The sequence below is a fragment of the Streptomyces sp. NPDC029041 genome (assembly GCF_040637515.1).
Taxonomy (GTDB): Bacteria; Actinomycetota; Actinomycetes; order Streptomycetales; family Streptomycetaceae; genus Streptomyces.
In genome coordinates, this window is the sequence record NZ_JBEZWO010000014.1 from 21,032 (window position 1) to 43,012 (window position 21,981).

Below are 21,981 nucleotides of genomic sequence, written 5' to 3' on the forward strand. Positions count from 1 at the left end.
GCTGCGCTCGGCTTTTCCCGGGCCCGGGCCCGGTCGTTCTCGGCTTCGGGTGTGATCAGTCGCGGGGCCGGCCGCTCGGTAAGCCGCCGGCCGTTCGGTTGGCTGTCGGATCTGTCGGGGCCGCGGTGCGGGAGCGCCACCACGCAGACGCGGCGCGGTGAAGCGGCAGGAGCAGCGTGAGGGCGACGAGCAGGGGCGGCGCGAGGGGTGCGAGCGCGTCGCGCCACACCCAGCCGCAGACCGCGACGAGATACAGAACCCCCCAGCGCCCCGGCCACGTCAGCCGGCCACCCGCGTTCGCGAGCAGCAGCCCCAGCGGTACGAGACACAGCAGCTGGCAGACCGGCGGCGCCCAGCGCAGCAGCGGTTCGGGCCCGTCGAGCCCCACCGCGTCCGCCAGGAAACCGGCCGTCCTCTCGTACAACGCCCCGTCCGCCGGCCGTGGTTCCCGTCCGAGGGCGACCGGTGCGGCGTACAGGGCGCACAGGACGGCGCACAGTGCCGTGCCGGGCAACCACGGGTCGCGCCGGGTGCTCAGCGTGACGGCGGCGACGAACACCACGAGCAGCAGGCCGCCCGCGGTGAGCGACGGCAGGGGCAGGCCCTCCAGCAACTGGCGGCCGGACAGCGCGGCTTCGAAGGCCCCATCGAGCCACGGCAGGTCCCGCAACGGAGCCCAGAAGAACACGACGGCGACCCCGAGCAGGCTCCACAGGGCGCCTCGCAGCCGCCGCTCCTGCGGCTCCTGCTGCTCCTGCGGCTCCTGGTCCGGTTTCCCGGCCAGGTGGGGCGGTGGTTCCCTGGTCGGCCCGTCCGGCCGCACGATCAGCGCCAGCCTGTCCGCCTGCAGCGCCTCCCGCTCGTAGCCGGGGCGCCCGATGAACAGTGTGACCGTGTCCTGGTCACCGTCCTTGGGCTGGTAGGCGGCCCGGCGGGCCCAGGTCGTGCCGTATCCGGCGGTCGCGTTGAGCTTCGCCCAGCGGGTGCCGTAGGCGGGTTCGGCCGGCGGACGGACGGCAGGGGTGCTGTCGTCGTGACGCAGGGCCGCGCGCAGTCCGGCCATGGAGACGACGGCGATCAGCGTCATGCTCAGCAGCACCGCCCAGCCGGCGCCCGCGATCCCGGACGGGGAGAACAGCACGGCCGCACTGCCCAGCACCAGGGCGCACATGGCCCCCTGGAGCGCGGCCAGCACACCCGTGCGCCCCTGCACGCGCAGTACGCCGATGTACAGCTCCACCACGACCCGCGGCAGGGCACCGAGGGCGAGAAGCCGCAGCACGGTCGAGCCGTGCTCGGCGTAGTCCGGGCTGAAGGGCGTGAGGATCTGCGGGGCGAAGACGACCAGCACGGCCACGACCGGGACCAGAAGCAGCGTCATGCGCCGCAGGGCACCCCGGACGCCGTCGGCGAGCTGGCGCGGGTCGTGCGAGGCGTGCGCGGTGAGCGACGAGGCCATGTTGATGGCCATGAACTCCATCGTGCCGCCGACGGTGTAGGCCACGTAGAAGTAGCCGTTCTCGGCGGCGCTGAAGCGGACCGCGACCATCACCGGCAGCAGGTTGATCATCGCCAGGCTGAACAGTGCGCCCAGCGAGTCCCCGGCCAGGAAGCGGCCCATGTCCCGGATCTTCGGGGGGTCTTTGTCCCGGTCGGCGGCCGCCTGGCGCGGGATGAGCCGGCGGAAGATCAGCCAGCCCAGCGGCAGAGTGGAGAAGGCGATCGCCACCGCCCAGGAGACGAAGATGCCGAGGACCGGCAGCGCGCCGGCGAAGACGACCAGGAGGGCCAGCTTGCCGACCGAGAAGACCGCGTTCCCGGCGGGCACCCACTCCGCCTTGCGCAGTCCGGTCAGCACCCCGTCCTGCAGGGTGAGCAACGCCCAGGCCACACAGGCGGCGACGAACACGGCACCCGCCGCGGGTGTGCCCAGGGGCGCGTAGGAGGCTCCCCACGCGTCGAGCGTGAGCAGGAAGACGGCGGCTGCGAGCGCCACGACCAGCGAACTGGCCACGTACGTGCCCCACACCAGCCGTCCGGTCTCCCGCCCGGCACGCGGGACGAAACGGACGACGGCGCCGATCATCGTCGTCGCCGTGATGCTGGCGAGCAGCCGCATCGCGGCGATCGCGGCCGAGCCCTGGCCGACGGCCTCCTCCGTGTAGTAGCGGGCGGCCACCAGCCAGAATCCCAGGCCCAGTACGGCCGAGACGCCGGTGCTGAGCATGAGGAAGTAGGCGTTCTTGAACAGCGAGTCGTGGGTGTGGTCGCTCTGGGCAGGCTTCGGCCCGCCGCCGTCGGTGCGCGCGGCGGCGGGCTCGTGCACCTGGATCTCAGCCACCGGGCCGTCCCAGCCCTCCCGGCGTCGGCCTGTCCCCGGGCAGCCCTCCCGGCGTCGGCTCGTCACCGGGCCGTTCTCCCGGCGTCGGCTTGTTCCCGGGCTTTTCTCCCGGCGCCCGGACCGGCTGAACCCCGGACCACTCCAGCGCCTCGACGACCGTCCGCGCCCGCAGCGGATCCACGGGCAGTGCGTGCCGCGCGAACCAGCGGGCCGCCTCGGGAGCCGGTGAGGGGTCGGTGAACTCCGCACCGGCGTAGTCGTCCAGAGGCGGGTCGTAGAGGTAGCCGACGACGATGCCCTGCCGCGCCAGAGCCGCGATCGCCGCGTCCCGGTCGGCCACGAACAGCGGGACCCGGAAGAGCGGCTGCGTGCCCTGGCCGTCGCGCGGCTTGGCCCAGGGCGTGGACAGCAGCAGTTCCGTGCCCGCGCGGCAGGCGTCCAGCACGTCGTCCAGCCGGTCGAGTTCGTGACCGATGCGGCGCAGCCGCAGCCGGCCGGACCGGAGGCGGTAGTCGTGCATGTCGACGCGCACCCACGGGTGGTGGGCGTCGAGCCCGGGCGTGTGGCGGGCGGCGAGGGCGAGTTCGTCCGGGCGCAGCGGCATCCGGATCTCCTCGCGGTCCGCCAGCCCCAGCAGCCGGATCGCGGCCCAGGCAGCGCGCCGCAGCCGCAGCCCGCGCACCGCAGCCTCCGCGTACGGCCGGATCAGATAGGCGAGTTCGGCGCTCGCCCGGCGCGGCGCGAGCAGCCCTTCGCAGGTCTTCTCCACCGCCTCCCGTAACCCCGGGTCGGCGAGCGAGAGCATGCCTCCGGCCTGGGCGCCGACGTGCTTGGACAGGCTGAACACGGAGGCCTCGCCCCACGCCCCGACCGGCCGGCCGCCCACCCGGCTGCCGATCGCGTGCGCCCCGTCCTCGAACAGCGGGATCCCCAGCGCGTCGCACTTCTGCCTGAGACGCGGTGCCGGATCCGGGTTCCCGTACAGGTTCGTCGTGAGCACGGCCGACACCGAGCCCCACACCTCGTCCGGCACGGCATCGAGGTCGATGGACGCGTCGAGCGGGTTCAACGGCGCTTGCACCGGGCGCAGTCCGGCCGCGAGCACGACGAAGAAGATCACGTCGTCGTTCACCGGCGACATCAGCACCCGTCCGCCGGGCGGGCACCAGTGGCGCAGCGCCACGTACAGCCCGAAACGGCACGACGGTACGTACACACATTCCCGGCCGAGCCGGACGCGCATGGTCTCTTCCAGCCGCTTGGGCCGCGCACCACGCCGTACCGAACCCGGACCGGCCTCCCCTATGGCCATCCGCCCCCCAGATGTGCCGTGGGAAAGCCCCCTCCCCGAGGCCTTCCGGCACCCGCCCAGAGTCGCCCCGTTCGCACCGCTCCGTCAAGATTGCGTCGCGTCCTGTGGATAACTTCCGGCACGTACGGATACGGCGCCCCCTCCGGCGCGCCGGAGTCACCCCGTCCGGTCCCACCCGCGCCCACCTGCCCCGTTCGCCCCTCTCCGCCTCCTCGGACTCTGCCCAGGACCGGCGTGTCACCCGTAACGTGTGGCATGACCACGAACACGTGGCGACGACATGGCGCACCCGAAAGCGAGGCAGCACCCGATGCCCCCCTTCGATGTCCCCGAGGGCGACCCCTTCGGCCCGCACAACCTGCCGTACGGCGTGTTCTCCCTGCCCGGCTCGTCCCACCGGGCCGTGGGCGTCCGGCTCGGCGACCACGTACTGGACGCGGGCGCCGCGGCCCACGCGCTCGGCTCGCCCTACGCCTCCCTGCTCGCGCAGCCGACCCTCAATCCGCTGCTGGCCGCCGGCCGCACGGCCTGGTCGGACGTCCGCCGGGCGCTGACCGCCTGGGTGACCGTGCCGTCCCACCGCGAGACCGTCGCACCGCTGTTCCACCCCCTGTCGTCGGTGACCCTGCACCTGCCGTTCGAGGTCGCCGACTACGTCGACTTCTACGCCTCCGAGAACCACGCCCGGAACGTCGGGCAGATGTTCCGGCCCGACGCCGAGGACTCCCTCACCCCCAACTGGAAGCACCTGCCCATCGGCTACCACGGCCGCTCCGGCACGGTCGTCGTCTCCGGCACGGAGGTCCCGCGGCCGTCCGGCCAGCGCAAGGCCCCCGCCGACGCCGCCCCGGTCTTCGGCCCGTCCGCCCGCCTGGACATCGAGGCCGAGGTCGGCTTCGTCGTCGGCGTGCCCTCCCGGATGGGCGCGCCGGTGGCCCTCGGCGACTTCCGCGAGCACGTGTTCGGGCTGTGCCTCCTCAACGACTGGTCCGCGCGCGACATCCAGGCCTGGGAGTACGTGCCCCTCGGCCCGTTCCTCGGGAAGTCCTTCGCCACGTCGGTGTCGGCGTGGATCACCCCGCTGGACGCCCTGGAAGAGGCCCTCGTGGCACCTCCGGCCCGGACGCACGAGCTGCTGCCCTACCTGGACGACAGCGGCGAGGAACCCGGCGGCTACGACCTGCGGATCAGCGTCGCCGTCAACGGTCACGTCGTCTCCGAGCCGCCCTTCTCCACCATGTACTGGACGGCCGCCCAGCAGCTGGCCCACATGACCGTCAACGGCGCCTCCCTGCGCACCGGCGACCTGTACGGCTCCGGCACGGTCAGCGGCCCGGCGGAACGGCAACGCGGCTCCCTGCTGGAGCTGACCTGGAACGGCCGCGACCCGCTCGAACTCCCGGGCGGCAAGCGCACGTTCCTGGAGGACGGCGACGAGGTGACCCTGACGGCCTGGGCCCCGGGGCCCGACGGTGTGCGGGTGGGGCTCGGCGAGGTGACGGGGCGGGTCGTCCAGGGCTGACCCGGACCGGCCGGGAGCCGCTCTCGGGGGGCGTCCGAGGTCGCCCCTCCCGTCTCCCTTGTTGCCGTTCAGCCCCTGACGCACACCGCCCGGCCCGTCATACTGGGCGCGGGGCGGTGTGCCCGCACGGCCACCACGCTCGTCGTGGTCACCGGTGCGCACGGCGGCCGCCCTTCCCCGCACGACCCGTAGCCGCCCCTCTTGTGACGAGGAACCGGAGCCCGTGGCCATGACCGTCTGCCTGCTCCTGCTGAGTGTCGTCGCCGTGACGGCCGCCGTCCCCGTTCCCCGTGCGCTGACCCGGGCGGCCTGGCCCGAGCGGGAACCGGTGGTCGCGCTGTGGGTCTGGCAGTGCCTGGTCGCCACCGTCCTGCTGGCGTGCGTGACGGCACTCTCCCTGGGCGCCGCCGCCGTCTTCGGCACGGTCCGCGCCCAGCTCTTCGCCCCGGCACCGGCCGCGGTGACCGCGGCGTACGACCTGTCCGCCGCCCCACCGGGGGCCACCGCGCTCACCGTGCTGCTGGCCTGCGGCGCCGCCTGGACGACCGCGATGCTCGCGCGGGAGCTCGTCGAGGCGCGCCGGCGCCGGGCCCGGGCCCGGGCCCATCTGCGGGAGCGCGCACCCGACCTGCCGGCCGGCCTGCCCGCGGCCCGGGGTCCGCTGCTGGTCCTGGAGGACGAGTACCCGGACGCCTGGTGGATGCCCGGCCACCCGCCCCAGCTGATCGTCACCACGGGCGCCCTGCACCGTCTGACCGGCCACCAGCTCGACGCCGTCCTCACCCACGAGCGGGGTCACGCCCGCGCCCGCCACGACTGGCTGCTGCACCTGTCCACGGCCCTGGCCACCGGCTTCCCCCGCATCCCGCTGTTCGCCCACTTCTGCGACCAGACCCACCGCCTGGTCGAACTGGCCGCCGACGACACGGCCTCCCGCCGCTGCGGCCACCTGACCACGGCTCTGGCCCTGATCGAGCTCAACCAGCACCGCGGTGTCCTGTCCTGCGCCTCCAGCCCCCGCCTGCTGGGCGAGCGGGTCGACCGGCTTCTGGAACCGCCGCCCCGACTCGGCCGCCGGCACCGGGCCCTGACCACCACGACGGCCGCGCTCGTGCCGCTGGTGCCGCTGCTGATCGCGTTCGCGCCGGGCCTGACGGCGCTGTCGTAACCGCACCGGCCGGGAGGCGGCGTGCTGTCGCAGCGGCGCCGGTTCAAAGGCGGCCGGCTGTCGGAGCGGCACAGGTTGAGAGGCCGACCGCCCTCGGCGCGGCGCCGGTTCAGAGGCGGCCAACTGTAGGTGCGGCACCGGTTCAGAGGCGGCCGGCTGTCGGAGCGGCACAGGTTGAGAGGCCGACCGCCCTCGGCGCGGCGCCGGTTCAGAGGCGGCCAACTGCAGGTGCGGCGCCGGTTCAGAGGCGCGCCGGCCGTCCGTGCGGCACCGGTCGGGCGGTCGGTGGCGGATCCGGTTCGGGAAGGGCCAAACGACCAGCTCACTCGTCGGGCGCGTCACATTCCCGGTGGCGCAACATTCCTGCAACACCACTTTTCCTATCGGATAGGTATGGTCCGAACCATGCCCAGTGACCGCATCCGAGACCACGCCGGACAGGGAGCCGCGACCACCGTCGCCGCCCACCGCGCGCGGCGACGGCTGCGCGCCGACCGGGCACGGCAGCTGGCGGACCTGCTCCGGCGGCTGCTGCTCACCGGCGCCTTCCCCGACGGGGTCCTCCCCCACGAGTCGACCCTCGCCACCGAGTACGGCGCGAGCCGCAACACGGTCCGCGAGGCCCTCGACCTGCTGCGGACCGAAGGCCTCGTGGAGCGTCAGCCCGGTGTCGGCACCGTGGTCGTGGCCCACAAGTACTCCCACGGCCTCGACCGTCTGATGGGCCTCGCGGAAACCCTCCGTGAGCACGGCCGGGTCACCAACGAGGTCCGCACCATGGGCCCCGCCCCGGCACCCGCGCCGGTCGCCGACCGTCTCGGACTCGCGCCCGGCACCGACGTCCTCTACATCGAACGCCTGCGCAGGCTCGGCGGACTGCCCCTGTCCCTCGACCTCACCTACATCCCCCTCGACATCGGCACCGAACTGCTCGGTGCCGATCTGGAGAACACCGACGTCTTCCGCCTCCTGGAAGCCGTCACCGGCCGGCGCCTCGGCCACGCCGAGATCACCCTGGAAGCGGTCAGCGCGGACACCCACTCGGCCGCCGTGCTCGAGGCCCCGCGCGGCGCCGCCGTCCTCATGCTGGAACGCCTCACCCACCTCGCGGACGGCCGCCCGGTCGACCTGGAGTTCATCCGTTTCCGCGGCGACCGCATCACCATGAGCGGCCTGCTGCACCGGAACCGTTAGCCAACCCGCTCGCGCACATCCCTGGAGACAGCCATGCCCTTGGCGCCCCAGCGGGCCGACGTGCCCGTGACCATCGACGAGTCGAAGTGCATCGACGGCTGCACGCTCTGCGTGGACATGTGCCCGCTGGACTCCCTCGCCATCGACGAGCGCAACGGCAAGGCCTACATGCATGTCGACGAGTGCTGGTACTGCGGCCCGTGCGCGGCCCGCTGCCCCACCGGAGCCGTCACCGTCAACATGCCCTATCTGCTCCGGTGAGAGGCCCGAACCATCATGAAACGCACCGTCGTCGCGACATCCGCCGTCCTCCTCCTGCTCCCGCTCAGCGCCTGCGGCGGTGACGCGGAGGCGGGCAGCGGCTCCACGGTCACCGTCACCGTCGGCTACCAGTCCCGCACCATCAACACCGTCACGGCGGGCACCCTGCTCCGCTCCCTGGGCTCCTTCGAGAAGCAGCTCAACGCCCTGCACGACGGCGTCCACTACAAGGTCGACTGGCAGGACTACGCCACCGGCGCCCCCATCACCGCCCAGATGACCGCCGGGAAGATCGACATCGGCTCGATGGGTGACTTCCCGCTGCTCATCAACGCGGCCCGCGGCAAGCAGCTGAACAGCCCCACCCGCCTGGTCTCGGTCACCGGTTACAACCTCCGCGGCGGCCTCAACACCATCGTCACCGCACCGGACTCCAAGCTGGCGTCCCTGAAGGACCTGAAGGGCAAGAAGGTCTCCACGAGCGTCGGCTCGGCCGCCGACGGCACCCTCGTCCGGGCCCTGCAGCGCGCCGGCATCGATCCGAACAGCGGCATCGAGAAGCTCAACCAGCAGCCCTCGGTCGGCGCCTCCGCCCTCGCGGCGGGCAGCACGGACGCCCTGTCCCAGTTCGTCGCCTGGCCCGGCCTGCTCGCCTTCCAGGGCAAGGCGAAGGCGATCTACGACGGTGCCCGGCTGAACCTGCCCACCTTCCACGGCGTCACCGCCCGCGAGGACTTCGCGAAGCAGCGCCCGGCCGTGCTGGAGGCGTTCCTGAAGGCCCAGGCGGAGGCGACCGACTACCTGAACCAGCACCCGGTGGACGCCGCCGAGAAGGTCGCGAAGGCGACCGGCCTGCCCGCCGAGGTCGTCTACCTCTACAACGGCGATCACGGCATCGCCACCTTCGACCCGGCCATCAAGCCCCAGCTCGTCTCCGCGCTGAAGCAGGACGTCTCGGTCCTCAAGTCGGCGAAGCTCACCGGCGACGTGGACGTCGACTCCTTCGTCGACGACCGGTACGTGAAGAAGGCCCTCGGAGCGACGGCGTACTCCAGGCATCTCGCCACGAAGCCCGCACCCGCCGCGAGCGAGGCCTGGCCGAAGGGCGCTTCCAAGACCGTCACGTTCGACTCCCCCTCCAAGCTGCTGCGTTACGTCGCCGGGCACCGCGACGGCCTGCGTGCCGCCTACGTCCCCGACACCACCACCGGCACCCTCTGGTTCGCCGACAAGGCCGTGTGGGTGGCCGACGGCGACAAGCTGCTGCCCTTCGCCGCGCCCGACACCGCGCAGGCGTACATCGCCGGGCACGGCGGAGCCCGCGTCGTCTCCTACGCCGACGCCCTGGAGCAGGCGTCGTGAGGCGGTATGTGCTCCGCGTCCTCTCGCTGGTCGCCGCCCTCGGCCTGTGGCAGGCACTGACCAGCCTGAACGTCGACCTGTGGCTGCGCTTCTCGCAGTTCCCGACGGTCACCGACGTGGCCCGGGCCTTCGCCTCCCGGGTGTCCGGACCGGACTACTGGACGGACCTCACCAACAGCCTCACCCGGATCCTCACCGGCTTCCTGCTGGCCGCCGTCCTCGGGGTGGCCACGGGTGTGCTCGTGGCACGCTCGCGTCTCGCCGAGGACCTGCTCGGCCCGGTGCTGGAGGTGGTCCGCCCGATCCCGGCCATCGCCCTGGTGCCCGTCGCGATCCTGCTGTTCCCCTCCAACGAGCAGGGCATCGTCTTCATCACCTGCACCGCCGCCTTCTTCCCGGTCCTGGTCTCCACCCGGCACGCGGTGCGCGCCCTGACGCCCGTGTGGGAGGAGGCCGTACGGACCATGGGCGGCGGCCGGTGGCGGATCCTCGGCTCGGTCGTCCTGCCGGGCGCCCTGCCCGGCGTGTTCGGCGGTCTGTCCGTCGGCATCGGCGTCTCGTGGATCTGTGTGATCTCCGCCGAGATGATCTCCGGCCAGTACGGCGTCGGTTACCGCACCTGGCAGGACTACACCGTCGTCGACTACCCGGGCGTGTTCGTCGGCATGGTCACCATCGGCGTGCTCGGCTGGCTCACCTCCACCGCCGTGGAACTCCTGGGCCGCCGCCTCACCCGCTGGCTGCCGCGCACCGCGTACGTGCCCGGAGCCCGGCCGCCCCGGCCCAACCGGCCCCACCGGTCCGTGAAGCCGGCACCGGCCGCCCCCGCCGCCGCCCCCGGCAGGGCCCGATCCGAGGAGGCACGCGATGAGCACCTCGTCTGAGACCGTCTCGAACACCCCGCCCGGGGCTGCCCCGGACGCCTCGTCCGGCACCGGCCCGAAAGCGTCGTCCGAGGCCGGCGCCCCCACCGCCCCCGTGCGCGGCACCCGGCTCACCCTCACCGGCGCCTCCCTCGGCCGCCCCGGTGCGACCGCCCTGGACGAGGTCGGCCTGGACATCGCCCCCGGCGAGATCCTCACCGTCGTCGGCCCGTCGGGCTGCGGCAAGTCGACCCTGCTGCGCACCCTGGCCGGCCTGCTGGCGCCGCTCGCCGGCGAGCTCACCCAGGACGGGCACCCGCTCACCGGCCCCTCGGCCGACCGGGCCCTGGTCTTCCAGGAGGACGCCCTGCTCCCCTGGCGCGCCCTGCGTGCCAACGTCGAACTCCCCCTCGCCATCCGCGGCGTGCCCCGCGCCGAGCGCCGGGAGCAGGCCCAGGCCTGGCTGGATCGGGTCGGGCTCGGCTCGCAGGCACGGCAGTTGCCGCACCGGGTCTCCGGCGGGCAGCGCCAGCGCGTCCAGCTGGCCCGCGCCCTGGCCGGACGCCCGCGCGCCGTCCTGATGGACGAGCCGTTCGGCGCGCTCGACGCGCAGACCCGCGCCGGGATGCAGGACCTGCTGGTGGAGGTGCTCCGAGGCACGGGCGCCACCGTCGTCTTCGTCACCCACGACGTGGACGAGGCCCTGTTCCTCGGCGACCGCGTGGCCCTGCTCGGCGCGGGCGGCCTCGTCGCCGTCCGGGACATCCCCCGCCCGCGCGAGCGCGGCGCGCACGACGATCCGGCGCGCGTGGCCCTGCGACGCGACGTCCTCACCTCGCTCGGTACGTGAAAGGCACCCCGGTGACCACCTCCGTGAACCCCCCTGCGGACATCCCCCTGGCCGTCCCGTCCCTCTCCGACGCCGAGGAACTGACCTGCGACGTCCTCGTCATCGGCGGCGGTACGGCCGGCACCATGGCCGCCCTGACCGCCGCCGAGCACGGCGCGAGCGTGCTGCTGCTGGAGAAGGCGCACGTCCGCCACTCCGGCGCGCTCGCCATGGGCATGGACGGCGTGAACAACGCGGTCATCCCGGGCCGGGCCGAACCCGACGACTACGTCGCCGAGATCACCCGCGCCAACGACGGCATCGTCGACCAGTCCACCGTCCGCCAGACCGCCACCCGCGGTTTCGGCATGGTGCAGCGGCTGGAGTCCTACGGCGTGAAGTTCGAGAAGGACGAGCACGGCGACTACTCCGTCCGCCAGGTGCACCGCTCCGGCTCCTACGTACTGCCGATGCCGGAGGGCAAGGACGTCAAGAAGGTCCTCTACCGGCAGCTGCGGCGGCGCGAGATGCGGGAGCGGATCCGCATCGAGAACCGGGTCATGCCGGTGCGTGTCCTCACCGCCGGCGAGGGCGAGGACCGGCGGGCCGTGGGGGCGGCCGGCTTCAACACCCGCACCGGGCAGTTCGTCCAGGTCCGCGCGGGCGCGGTGATCCTCGCGACCGGCGCCTGCGGCCGCCTCGGCCTGCCCGCCTCCGGTTACCTCTACGGCACCTACGAGAACCCCACCAACGCGGGCGACGGCTACGCCATGGCCTACCACGCGGGCGCCGAGCTCACCGGCATCGAGTGCTTCCAGATCAACCCGCTGATCAAGGACTACAACGGCCCGGCCTGCGCCTACGTCGCCAACCCCTTCGGCGGCTACCAGGTCAACCGGCACGGCGAGCGCTTCGTCGACTCCGACTACTGGTCGGGCCAGATGATGGCCGAGTTCGCCGCCGAGGTGGCGTCCGACCGGGGCCCCGTCTACCTGAAGCTGAGCCACCTCCCCGAGGAGTCGGTCTCGGCCCTGGAGACGATCCTGCACTCCACCGAGCGCCCCACCCGTGGCACCTTCCACTCCGGGCGCGGCCACGACTACCGCACCCACGACATCGAGATGCACATCTCCGAGATCGGCCTGTGCGGCGGCCACTCCGCCTCCGGCGTCCGCGTGGACGACCACGCCCGCACGACCGTCCCGCGGCTGTACGCGGCCGGCGACCTGGCCTGCGTCCCGCACAACTACATGATCGGCGCGTTCGTCTTCGGCGACCTCGCGGGCGCGGACGCGTCCCGGTACTCGCCGTACGAGGGGGAGTTGCCGGGCGACCAGCTGCGTGAGGCGCACGAGCTGATCTACCGCCCGCTGCGCAACCCCGACGGCCCGCCGCAGCCCCAGGTCGAGTACAAGCTGCGCCGCTTCGTGAACGACTACGTGGCCCCGCCCAAGTCCGGTGCCCGGCTGTCGCTGGCGCTGGAGGCGTTCCAGCGGATGCACACCGACATCGCCGAGATGGGCGCCCGCACCCCGCACGAACTGATGCGCTGCGCCGAGGTCACCTTCATCCGCGACTGCGCGGAGATGGCCGCCCGCTCCTCCCTGGCCCGCACCGAGTCCCGCTGGGGCCTCTACCACGAGCGCCTCGACCACCCCCAGCGTGACGACGCGTCCTGGTTCCACCACCTCGATCTGCACAAGTCCCCCTCCGGTGCGATGGAGTTCACGGCGCGCCCCGTGGCTCCCTATCTCGTTCCCGTCGACGGTTTCGAGCCCGTCGGCGGTCCCTCTCGTGTCCTGGGCGAGGTGCACGCCGAGGATGTGGCCCTGGCAGGCTCGCGGGACGTGGCACCGGTCGCGGCCCCGGTCGGAGCGGCTGCGCCGGAGCCGGCCCCGGCGCAGCAGACTCCGGTCACCGTCCCTTCCGGTGGGGAGTCCTCCGCCCGCCTGCTCGAACTCGTCGCCCTCGCCGAGGAGGAGCCAGAACTCGGCGCTCTTCAGCCCTACTTGACGGACCCGGAGCCCGCTGTCCGCCGCGAGGCCGTCGCCGTGCTCACCGAGACGCTGCCGCCCGGGACGGGCACCGCGCTCGCCGCAGCGCTGCGCGACACCGCCGCCGAGGTGCGTGCCGCCGCGGCCGCGTCACTGCGTGAGCTCGTCGAGACGCTCCCGGCCGAGCCCGATCTGCGCGACGGCCTCGCCGCCGCCCTGACCGAACCGGACCCGGTGGTCCGCGCGGCGGCCCTGGACGTCCTGCGCGCCCTGCGTCTCGGCGACGCCGCCCTGTTCGCGGACTCCCTCACCGACTCCGACATCGCCGTCCGCATCGAGGCCGTACGCGCCCTGGTGTCGGTCGACGCCGTCGGCGAACTGGCCGGTGCGGCGGGCGCCGAGCCCTCCCGCGAGGTACGGGTCGCGATCGCCAAGGGTCTGGCCACGGTGAGTGCCGAGCTGCCGGCGGGTGGCGTCCCGGACGGCGCCGACCTGGCCGCGAGCACGATCGAAGCGGCCCTCACCGGCCTCCTCGACGACCCCGACGCCCTGGTGCGGGCAGCGGCCTACGGAGCACTGGGCACCACCGGCTGCCCGGCGCCCCTCACGACGCGAGCCGTGGCCGCGCTGTCCGAGACGGCCTGGCAGGTGCGGGCGGGTGCGGCCACGGCCCTGTCCGTCGCCGAACCCGAGGACGCCGTCCCCGCCCTCGCCAAGGCCCTGGCCGACACCAACGCCGACGTCCGCAAGGCCGCCGTCCTGGCGCTGACCCGGCACCGCACCACCGAGGAGGCCCGGGCGGCCCTCGCCACGGCGACGACGGACTCCGACGCGGATGTCAGGGCGTACGCGGGACGGGCGTTGTGACCGATACGCCTGTCTGAGCCGTCTGCCCTGGCCGGAGCCCGGCCTCATATCCAGTCGTCGGGCTCCGGCTCCGTGTCCGTCTCAGGCCAGTGGTACGGCTCACCGGCGTCCTGACTCGCGGCGTGGGCCGGAGCCCGACCGGATGCCGGAGCCCGACCGGACGCGTGGGCGGAGGGCGAGCCTGCGGCGGGTGCGGAGGCGGAGGCAGGGGCGTCCGCCGTGCCCGCACCGGGCGGTCCGCCCAGCGACGCCAGCACCTCCAGCACCCCCTCCCCATACGTGGTGAGCTTCTTCTCGCCGACCCCGCTGATCCCGCCGAGCTCCCCCATCGACGTCGGCCAGACCATGGCGATCTCCCGCAGTGTGGCGTCGTGGAAGATCACGTAGGCCGGGACGCCCTGCTCACGGGCCTGTTCGGCGCGCCAGGCGCGCAGCGCCTCGAAGGCGGGCAGCAACTCCTCGGGCAGCTCGGCGGCGACCGCCTTGGCCTTGCGTTCGCCCCGGCCGGAGCCGGAGGACGAGGAACCGGACCGGGAGGCCACCGGCTTCTTCGGCTCCTTGCGCAGCGGCACGTCCCGCTCCCGCCGCAGCACCGCCCCGCTGGCCTCGGTCAGCACCAGCGTGCCGTACTCGCCCTCCACCGCGAGCAGCCCCTGGGCGAGCAACTGCCGTATGACGCCGCGCCATTCGGCCTCGGACAGCTCCTCGCCGATGCCGAACACGGACAGCTGGTCGTGGTCGAACTGGATGACCTTGCCGGTCCGCTTCCCCAGCAGGATGTCCACGATCTGCACCGCGCCGAACTTCTGTCCGCGCTCCCGCTGCAGCCGGACGACCGTCGACAGCGCCTTCTGCGCCGCGATGGTGCCGTCCCACGTCTCCGGCGGCGTCAGGCAGGTGTCGCAGTTGCCGCAGCCGGACGGGTCGGGGTCCTGGCCGAAGTAAGCGAGGAGCTGGCCCCGGCGGCACTGGGCCGTCTCGCACAGCGCCAGCATCGAGTCCAGGTGGGCCTGGGCCCGGCGGCGGAAGGCCTCGTCGCCCTCGCCGGACTGGATCAGCTTGCGCTGCTGGATGACGTCGTTCAGCCCGTAGGCCATCCACGCCGTCGAGGGCAGCCCGTCGCGGCCGGCCCGGCCCGTCTCCTGGTAGTAGCCCTCGACCGACTTGGGCAGGTCGAGGTGGGCGACGAAGCGGACGTCCGGCTTGTCGATGCCCATGCCGAAGGCGATGGTCGCCACCACGACCAGGCCGTCCTCCCGCAGGAAGCGGGACTGGTGGGCCGCGCGCGTGCCCGCGTCCAGGCCCGCGTGGTACGGCACCGCCTCGATGCCGTTGCGGCTGAGGAACTCGGCGGTCTTCTCCACCGAGTTGCGCGACAGGCAGTAGACGATGCCCGCGTCGCCCGCGTGCTCCTCGCGCAGGAAGCTCAGCAGCTGCTTCTTCGGGTCCGCCTTGGGCACGATCCGGTACTGGATGTTGGGCCGGTCGAAGCTCGCCACGAAGTGGCGGGCCGTCGGCATGTTCAGCCGCTGGGTGATCTCCTGGTGCGTCGCGTGCGTGGCCGTCGCCGTCAGCGCGATCCGCGGTACGTCCGGCCAGCGCTCGCCGAGCAGGGACAGCGCCAGGTAGTCGGGCCGGAAGTCGTGGCCCCACTGGGAGACGCAGTGCGCCTCGTCGATCGCGAAGAGGGAGATCTTGCCTCGGGAGAGCAGATCGAGCGTGCTCTCCAGCCGCAGCCGCTCCGGTGCCAGGTACAGCAGGTCCAGCTCGCCGGCGAGGAACTCGGCCTCGACCATCCGCCGCTCGTCGAAGTCCTGCGTGGAGTTCATGAATCCGGCGCGCACGCCGAGCGCCCGCAGCGCGTCCACCTGGTCCTGCATCAGGGCGATGAGAGGGGAGACGACCACGCCCGTGCCCGGCCTGACCAGGGACGGGATCTGGTAGCACAGCGACTTGCCGCCGCCGGTCGGCATGAGCACGACGGCGTCGCCGCCCGCCACGACATGCTCGATGACGGCTTCCTGCTCACCGCGGAAGGCGTCGTAACCGAAGACGCGGTGCAGCGCGGCCAGCGCCTCGCTCGCATCGGGGCGGAGGGGCCCGGCGGAGTCGCCACCCGCGCCGGTCCCGGCCCCGGTCGCCCCGGCGCCGGTCACCGTGTCCAGTTCCGTCATCACACCTGTCCCGCCAGTAGCGCCCATCGTTGCGTCCCCCGTGCGTCGCGCCTCGACCACTGCGTCCACCATAGGCGCCCGGACCGACAGCCCCGGAGTTATCCACAGGTCTGCCCTGCAGGGGTGCGTCAAGGACACGATCGTCGTTCACACGTTCGCGGGAGACCTGCCCGTTTCCGGCGGATAGTCTGAAAGCACCCGCGAGACTCCGTCCCATGGGAGCCCTTATGAGCGTCGCGCCGAAGGCGTCCAAGCCCACCTGGCCGACCCCGCCGGAAGGCGGCTGGACCGCCGACGACCTGGACCGCCTCCCGAATCTTCCTCCGCACACGGAGCTGATCGACGGGAGTCTCGTCTTCGTGAGTCCGCAAACCCTGTTTCACTCACGCGCTGTCGACTTCTTCAACTGGCAGCTGCAGTCCCTCGCACCCGCGGAGTACGAGGTCATTCGCGAGTTCACCATCGACATCGACCGCCAGAACCGGCCGGAGCCGGATGTGATCGTGGTACACGGAGACGTTGTGGAGGACCCCGGGCAGACCCGGTATCCGGCGGAGTCCGTCCTGCTCGCCCTCGAGGTCGTCTCCGCGGACTCCGTTTCACGGGACCGCGAGACCAAGCCCCTGAAATACGCCCGGGCCGGGATCCCGCACTACTGGCGTGTGGAGAACGAGAAGGGACTCGCCGCGGTGCACGCCTTCGAGCTGGAGCCCACCACCGGTGCGTACACAAGCGTCGGAATCTTCCGGGAGCGGATGAAGGTCAGCGCCCCGTTCCCCGTGGACCTGGATCTGACCGGCATCAAGCCGCGCCGCAAGGGCGGCGAGTAACGACCAAGCCGCCAAGCACAGCGGCCCGGCCCCCGAGTGGGGAACCGGACCGCTGCCGCTCGGGCGGCTCAGCTCAGCGCACGAACACCCCCGCCTGCCCCGCCAGGTCCAGGAAGTACTGCGGCGCCACACCGAGCACCAGCGTGACCGCCACGCCCACTCCGATCGCCGTCATCGTCAGGGGCGACGGCACGGCCACCGTCGGGCCCTCCGGCCGCGGCTCGCTGAAGAACATCAGCACGATGACGCGGATGTAGAAGAACGCCGCGATCGCCGACGAGATCACACCGATCACGACGAGCGGGGCCGCCCCGCCCTCCGCCGCCGCCTTGAACACGGCGAACTTCCCGGCGAAACCGGACGTCAGCGGAATGCCCGCGAAGGCCAGCAGGAACACGGCGAAGACCGCCGCCACCAGCGGGGACCTGCGCCCCAGCCCCGCCCACTTGGACAGGTGCGTCGCCTCGCCCCCGGCGTCGCGGACGAGCGTGACCACCGCGAAGGCGCCGATCGTCACGAACGAGTACGCGGCCAGGTAGAACAGCACCGACGAGACACCGTCGGGCGTGGTCGCGATGACACCGGCGAGGATGAACCCGGCGTGCGCGATCGACGAGTACGCCAGCAGCCGCTTGATGTCGGTCTGCGTGATCGCGACGATCGCACCGCCCAGCATGGTGACGATGGCCACGGCCCACATGACCGGCCGCCAGTCCCAGCGCAGGCCCGGCAGCACGACGTACAGCAGGCGCAGCAGCGCGCCGAACGCCGCCACCTTCGTCGCCGCCGCCATGAAGCCGGTCACCGGCGTCGGCGCGCCCTGGTAGACGTCCGGCGTCCACATGTGGAACGGGACCGCGCCCACCTTGAACAGCAGGCCCATCACCAGCAGCGCGGCGCCGATCAGCAGCAGCGCGTCGTTGCCCATGGTGTCGGCGAGCGCCGGGTTGACGTCCTGCACGGTGCCGTCGACGACCTGCGCGATCGTCGCGTACGACATCGAGCCCGCGTAGCCGTAGAGCAGGGCGATGCCGAACAGGGTGAACGCGGAGGCGAAGGCGCCCAGCAGGAAGTACTTGACCGCCGCCTCCTGCGACATAAGCCGCTTGCGCCGGGCCAGGGCGCACAGCAGGTACAGCGGCAGGGAGAGGACTTCCAGCGCGACGAACAGCGTCAGCAGGTCGTTGGCCGCCGGGAAGATCAGCATGCCGGCGACCGCGAACATCAGCAGCGGGAAGACCTCGGTGGTGGTGAAGCCGGCCTTGACGGCGGCCTTCTCGCTCTCGCTGCCCGGCACGGAGGCGGCCTGCGCGGCGAAGGAGTCCACGCGGTTGCCGTGCGCCTCCGGGTCCAGGCGCCGCTCGGCGAAGGTGAACAGGCCCACGAGGGCCGCCAGCAGGATCGTGCCCTGCAGGAACAGGGCCGGTCCGTCGACGGCGATCGCGCCCATCGCCGCGATGCGCGCCTTGGTGGTGCCGTATCCGTCGGCCGCGAGAGCGACGACCGCGGCGAAGGCGGCCGCGATCGCGACGACGGAAACGAACATCTGAACGTAGTAACGCGATTTACGCGGTACGAACGCCTCGACCAGGATCCCGACGATCGCCGCGCCGACGATGATCAGGGTGGGGGCGAGCTGCCCGTACTCGATCTTCGGCGCGTCGATCTTCGAGATCGGGTCGGCCGCCGTTGTCCACAGGCTGTGGACGGCTGTTGCGCTCACTTGGCCGCCTCCACCTCGGGCTGGGGGTCCTTCTTCTGTACGTCGGACATGGTCTGCTTGACCGCCGGGTCGATGATCTGCGTGACGGGCTTCGGGTAGACGCCCAGGAAGATCAGCAGGACGACCAGCGGCGCGACGGCCACGAGCTCGCGGATCCTGAGGTCCGGCATCGCGGAGACCTCCGGTTTCACCGGGCCCGTCATCGTCCGCTGGTAGAGGACGAGGGTGTAAAGCGCGGCGAGGACGATGCCGAAGGTGGCGATGATGCCGATCACCGGGTACCGCGTGAACGTGCCGACCAGGACCAGGAACTCACTGACGAACGGGGCCAGCCCCGGCAGGGAGAGCGTCGCGAGGCTGCCGATCAGGAACGTGCCGGCGAGCACCGGGGCGACCTTCTGCACGCCGCCGTAGTCGGCGATGAGCCGCGAGCCGCGCCGGGAGATCAGGAAGCCCGCCACCAGCATCAGCGCGGCCGTCGAGATGCCGTGGTTGATCATGTAGAGCGTCGCGCCCGACTGGCCCTGGCTCGTCATCGCGAAGATGCCCATGATGATGAAGCCGAAGTGGGAGATCGACGCGTAGGCGATCAGCCGCTTGATGTCGCGCTGGCCGACCGCGAGCAGCGCCCCGTAGATGATGCTGATCAGAGCCAGGACGAGGATGGCGGGCGTGGCCCACTTGCTGGCCTCCGGGAAGAGCTGGAGGCAGAAGCGGAGCATCGCGAACGTGCCGACCTTGTCGACGACCGCCGTGATGAGTACGGCGACCGGGGCGGTGGACTCCTGCATGGCGTTGGGCAGCCAGGTGTGCAGCGGCCACAGCGGCGCCTTCACCGCGAACGCGAAGAAGAAGCCGAGGAACAGCCAGCGTTCGGTGTTGGTCGCCATGTCGAGCGTGCCGTTGGCACGGGCCTCGGCGATCTCCTGGAGCGAGAAGTTCCCCGCGACCACGTACAGGCCGATCACCGCGGCCAGCATGATCAGGCCGCCGACCAGGTTGTAGAGGAGGAACTTCACGGCCGCGTACGACCGTTGCGTCGCGGCCGCCTTCTCGCCGTGCTCGTGGGCACGGTCCCCGAAGCCGCCGATGAGGAAGTACATCGGGATCAGCATGGCTTCGAAGAAGATGTAGAAGAGGAAGACGTCGGTGGCCTCGAAGGAGAGGATCACCATCGCCTCGACGCCGAGGATCAGGGCGAAGAAGCCCTGCGTCGGCCGCCACCGGCTGCTGCCGGTCTCCAGGGGGTCGGCGTCGTGCCAGCCCGCGAGGATGATGAACGGGATCAGCAGCGCCGTGAGCGCGATGAGCGCCACGCCGATGCCGTCCACGCCCAGTTCGTAGCGGACGCCGAAGTCGGCGATCCAGGCGTGGGACTCGGTGAGCTGGTAGCGGTCGCCGCCCGGGTCGAAGCGCACCAGGACGGTGATCGCCAGGACGAGCGTGGCGAGCGAGAAGAGCAGCGCCAGCCACTTGGCGGCGGTGCGCTGCGCGGCCGGTACGGCGGCCGTGGCGATCGCCCCGACGGCCGGGAGCGCCGCTGTCGCTGTCAGCAGAGGAAAGGACATCGGTATCAGACCGCCCTCATCAGCAGGGTCGCGGCGACGATGAGCGCCGCACCCCCGAACATCGAGACCGCGTAGGAGCGGGCGAAGCCGTTCTGCAGCCTGCGCATCCGCCCGGAGAGGCCGCCGACCGAGGCCGCCGTGCCGTTGACGACGCCGTCGACCAGGGTGTGGTCGACGTAGACCAGGGACCGCGTGAGGTGCTCGCCGCCGCGGACCAGGACGACGTGGTTGAAGTCGTCCTGGAGGAGGTCGCGCCGGGCGGCCCGGGTGAGCAGCGAACCGCGCGGGGCGACGGCCGGGACCGGGCGGCGGCCGTACTGGGCCCACGCCAGGGCGACGCCGATGATCATGCAGGCGACGGTCGCGCCGGTGACCACACCCGCGCTGATCGGCGGGTTGCCGTGGCTGTGCCCGGTGACCGGCTCCAGCCAGTGCATGAACCGGTCGCCGATGCTGAAGAACGCGCCTCCGGCCACCGACCCGACGGCCAGCACGATCATCGGGACCGTCATGACCTTGGGCGACTCGTGCGGGTGCGGCGGGGTGTACTCGCCGCGCGTCTCGGCGGCGGGCTCCACGTCCGGCTCGGCCGGGGACGGCGTCGGGGCGTGGCGCCAGCGCTCCTCACCGAAGAACGTCATCAGCATCACGCGCGTCATGTAGAACGCTGTGATGGCCGCGCCGAGCAGGGCGCAGGCGCCGAGGATCCAGCCCTCGGTGCCGCCCTTGGCGAACGCCGCCTCGATGATCTTGTCCTTGGAGAAGAAGCCGGACAGTCCCGGGAAGCCGATGATCGCCAGATAGCCGAGGCCGAAGGTGACGAAGGTGACCGGCATGTACTTCCGCAATCCGCCGTACCTGCGCATGTCGACCTCGTCGTTCATGCCGTGCATGACCGAACCGGCGCCGAGGAAGAGACCGGCCTTGAAGAAGCCGTGCGTCACCAGGTGCATGATCGCGAAGACGTAGCCGATGGGGCCGAGGCCGGCGGCGAGGATCATGTAGCCGATCTGCGACATGGTCGAGCCGGCCAGGGCCTTCTTGATGTCGTCCTTCGCGCAACCGACGATCGCACCGAACAGCAGCGTGACCGCGCCGACGATGGTGACGACCAGCTGGGCGTCCGGGGCGCCGTTGAAGACGGCCGCTGAGCGGACGATCAGGTAGACGCCCGCCGTCACCATCGTCGCGGCGTGGATGAGGGCCGAGACCGGGGTCGGGCCCTCCATCGCGTCCCCGAGCCAGGACTGCAGCGGCACCTGGGCGGACTTGCCGCACGCGGCGAGGAGGAGCATCAGCGCGATCGCGGTCAGCTTGTCCTCACCGGCGGCACCGGCGAGCCCGGCCTCCCCGTGGTCGCCGAGCACCGGCCCGAAGGCGAAGGTGCCGAACCACAGGAACATCAGCATGATCGCGATGGACAGGCCCATGTCGCCGACGCGGTTGACCAGGAAGGCCTTCTTCGCGGCCGTGGCCGCGCTGGGCTTGTGCTGCCAGAAGCCGATCAGCAGGTAGGAGGCGAGACCGACGCCCTCCCAGCCGACGTACAGCAGCAGGTAGTTGTCGGCGAGGACGAGGATCAGCATCGCCGCGAGGAACAGGTTCAGATAGCCGAAGAAGCGGCGGCGGCGCTCGTCGTGCTCCATGTACCCGATCGAGTACAGGTGGATCAGCGATCCGACACCGGTGATCAGCAACACGAACGTCATGGACAGCTGGTCGAGCTGGAAGGCGACGTCCGCCTGGAAGCCCTCGACCGGGATCCAGCTGAACAGGTGCTGGCTCAGGACGCGGCTCTCGGCGTCCCGGCCCAGCATGTCGGTGAACAGCACCAGGCCGAGCACGAAGGAGACGGCCGCGAGCAGGGTGCCGAGCCAGTGGCCGACGGCGTCCAGCCGCCGGCCGCCGCACAGCAGGACCGCCGCTCCGAGCAGGGGCGCCGCCACCAGCAGCGCAATGAGGTTCTCCACGAT

15 protein-coding genes are annotated in these 21,981 nt (G+C 72.1%); 9 read left to right on the top strand and 6 right to left on the bottom strand.

What is annotated here, in order from left to right; translation table 11 throughout:
* Positions 1-55: 55 nt before the first annotated feature.
* Positions 56-2,341 carry a lipopolysaccharide biosynthesis protein gene (locus AB0F04_RS30575; RefSeq protein ID WP_362047260.1) on the bottom strand — a complete coding sequence of 762 codons (2,286 nt, stop codon included), beginning with the start codon at positions 2,339-2,341 and terminating at the stop codon, positions 56-58.
* Positions 2,334-3,653, bottom strand: coding sequence for a DegT/DnrJ/EryC1/StrS family aminotransferase (locus AB0F04_RS30580; protein WP_362047263.1), 1,320 nt, complete (start codon positions 3,651-3,653; stop codon positions 2,334-2,336). Before AB0F04_RS30580 ends, AB0F04_RS30575 begins: the two co-directional genes overlap by 8 nt.
* A gap of 310 nt (positions 3,654-3,963) precedes the next feature.
* On the opposite strand from AB0F04_RS30580, the gene fahA reads away from it, so the two are divergent.
* The 8 genes from fahA to AB0F04_RS30620 all read left to right on the top strand — a co-directional run bounded on the left by fahA (position 3,964) and on the right by AB0F04_RS30620 (position 13,713).
* On the top strand, positions 3,964-5,175 hold the full coding sequence (gene fahA / locus AB0F04_RS30585) for a fumarylacetoacetase (protein ID WP_362047266.1): 1,212 nt from the start codon (positions 3,964-3,966) through the stop codon (positions 5,173-5,175).
* 229 nt (positions 5,176-5,404) lie between these two features.
* Positions 5,405-6,343 carry a M56 family metallopeptidase gene (locus AB0F04_RS30590; protein WP_362047677.1) on the top strand — a complete coding sequence of 313 codons (939 nt, stop codon included), beginning with the start codon at positions 5,405-5,407 and terminating at the stop codon, positions 6,341-6,343.
* Between the two features lie 405 nt (positions 6,344-6,748).
* Positions 6,749-7,537, top strand: coding sequence for a GntR family transcriptional regulator (locus tag AB0F04_RS30595; RefSeq protein ID WP_362047269.1), 789 nt, complete (start codon positions 6,749-6,751; stop codon positions 7,535-7,537).
* A 33-nt stretch (positions 7,538-7,570) separates the two neighbouring features.
* Positions 7,571-7,798 carry a ferredoxin family protein gene (locus AB0F04_RS30600; protein ID WP_003992261.1) on the top strand — a complete coding sequence of 76 codons (228 nt, stop codon included), beginning with the start codon at positions 7,571-7,573 and terminating at the stop codon, positions 7,796-7,798.
* A 15-nt stretch (positions 7,799-7,813) separates the two neighbouring features.
* Positions 7,814-9,160, top strand: coding sequence for an ABC transporter substrate-binding protein (locus tag AB0F04_RS30605; RefSeq protein WP_362047272.1), 1,347 nt, complete (start codon positions 7,814-7,816; stop codon positions 9,158-9,160).
* Positions 9,157-10,044, top strand: coding sequence for an ABC transporter permease (locus AB0F04_RS30610; RefSeq protein ID WP_362047275.1), 888 nt, complete (start codon positions 9,157-9,159; stop codon positions 10,042-10,044). The genes AB0F04_RS30605 and AB0F04_RS30610 overlap by 4 nt, the downstream gene beginning before the upstream one ends.
* The gene (locus AB0F04_RS30615; RefSeq protein ID WP_362047278.1) at positions 10,028-10,873 is read left to right on the top strand and encodes an ABC transporter ATP-binding protein; all 846 of its coding nucleotides are present in this window, start codon (positions 10,028-10,030) and stop codon (positions 10,871-10,873) included. The genes AB0F04_RS30610 and AB0F04_RS30615 overlap by 17 nt, the downstream gene beginning before the upstream one ends.
* 11 nt (positions 10,874-10,884) lie before the next feature.
* Positions 10,885-13,713, top strand: coding sequence for a fumarate reductase/succinate dehydrogenase flavoprotein subunit (locus tag AB0F04_RS30620; RefSeq protein ID WP_362047281.1), 2,829 nt, complete (start codon positions 10,885-10,887; stop codon positions 13,711-13,713).
* 44 nt (positions 13,714-13,757) lie between these two features.
* Here AB0F04_RS30620 and recQ read toward each other — a convergent pair whose 3' ends face one another.
* Positions 13,758-15,914: a DNA helicase RecQ gene (recQ, locus tag AB0F04_RS30625; RefSeq protein WP_362047284.1), complete on the bottom strand. Its 2,157-nt coding sequence runs from the start codon at positions 15,912-15,914 to the stop codon at positions 13,758-13,760.
* Between the two features lie 200 nt (positions 15,915-16,114).
* Here recQ and AB0F04_RS30630 point away from each other — a divergent pair, with 200 nt between their 5' ends.
* Positions 16,115-16,717, top strand: a complete 603-nt coding sequence (locus AB0F04_RS30630) for a Uma2 family endonuclease (protein ID WP_362047287.1) — start codon at positions 16,115-16,117, stop codon at positions 16,715-16,717.
* A gap of 73 nt (positions 16,718-16,790) precedes the next feature.
* Here the strand turns inward: AB0F04_RS30630 and nuoN are convergent, their stop codons facing one another.
* Genes nuoN through nuoL form a run of 3 tightly spaced genes read right to left on the bottom strand, consistent with a single transcriptional unit; the run spans position 16,791 to position 21,978 of the window.
* Positions 16,791-18,440 carry an NADH-quinone oxidoreductase subunit NuoN gene (nuoN, locus tag AB0F04_RS30635; protein ID WP_362047290.1) on the bottom strand — a complete coding sequence of 550 codons (1,650 nt, stop codon included), beginning with the start codon at positions 18,438-18,440 and terminating at the stop codon, positions 16,791-16,793.
* On the bottom strand, positions 18,437-20,008 hold the full coding sequence (locus tag AB0F04_RS30640) for an NADH-quinone oxidoreductase subunit M (protein WP_362047293.1): 1,572 nt from the start codon (positions 20,006-20,008) through the stop codon (positions 18,437-18,439). The genes nuoN and AB0F04_RS30640 overlap by 4 nt, the downstream gene beginning before the upstream one ends.
* A 5-nt stretch (positions 20,009-20,013) precedes the next feature.
* On the bottom strand, positions 20,014-21,978 hold the full coding sequence (gene nuoL / locus AB0F04_RS30645; protein WP_362047296.1) for an NADH-quinone oxidoreductase subunit L: 1,965 nt from the start codon (positions 21,976-21,978) through the stop codon (positions 20,014-20,016).
* Positions 21,979-21,981 lie beyond the last annotated feature (3 nt).

What these genes read in the sequence shown, in the direction of transcription:
- AB0F04_RS30580 (WP_362047263.1), bottom strand. Translation starts at nt 3,653, where the DNA reads ATGGCCATAGGGGAGGCCGGTCCGGGTTCGGTACGGCGTGGTGCGCGG.
- fahA (WP_362047266.1), top strand. Translation starts at nt 3,964, where the DNA reads ATGCCCCCCTTCGATGTCCCCGAGGGCGACCCCTTCGGCCCGCACAAC.
- AB0F04_RS30590 (WP_362047677.1), top strand. Translation starts at nt 5,405, where the DNA reads ATGACCGTCTGCCTGCTCCTGCTGAGTGTCGTCGCCGTGACGGCCGCC.
- AB0F04_RS30595 (WP_362047269.1), top strand. Translation starts at nt 6,749, where the DNA reads ATGCCCAGTGACCGCATCCGAGACCACGCCGGACAGGGAGCCGCGACC.
- AB0F04_RS30600 (WP_003992261.1), top strand. Translation starts at nt 7,571, where the DNA reads ATGCCCTTGGCGCCCCAGCGGGCCGACGTGCCCGTGACCATCGACGAG.
- AB0F04_RS30605 (WP_362047272.1), top strand. Translation starts at nt 7,814, where the DNA reads ATGAAACGCACCGTCGTCGCGACATCCGCCGTCCTCCTCCTGCTCCCG.
- AB0F04_RS30615 (WP_362047278.1), top strand. Translation starts at nt 10,028, where the DNA reads ATGAGCACCTCGTCTGAGACCGTCTCGAACACCCCGCCCGGGGCTGCC.
- recQ (WP_362047284.1), bottom strand. Translation starts at nt 15,914, where the DNA reads ATGGGCGCTACTGGCGGGACAGGTGTGATGACGGAACTGGACACGGTG.
- AB0F04_RS30630 (WP_362047287.1), top strand. Translation starts at nt 16,115, where the DNA reads ATGAGCGTCGCGCCGAAGGCGTCCAAGCCCACCTGGCCGACCCCGCCG.
- AB0F04_RS30640 (WP_362047293.1), bottom strand. Translation starts at nt 20,008, where the DNA reads ATGTCCTTTCCTCTGCTGACAGCGACAGCGGCGCTCCCGGCCGTCGGG.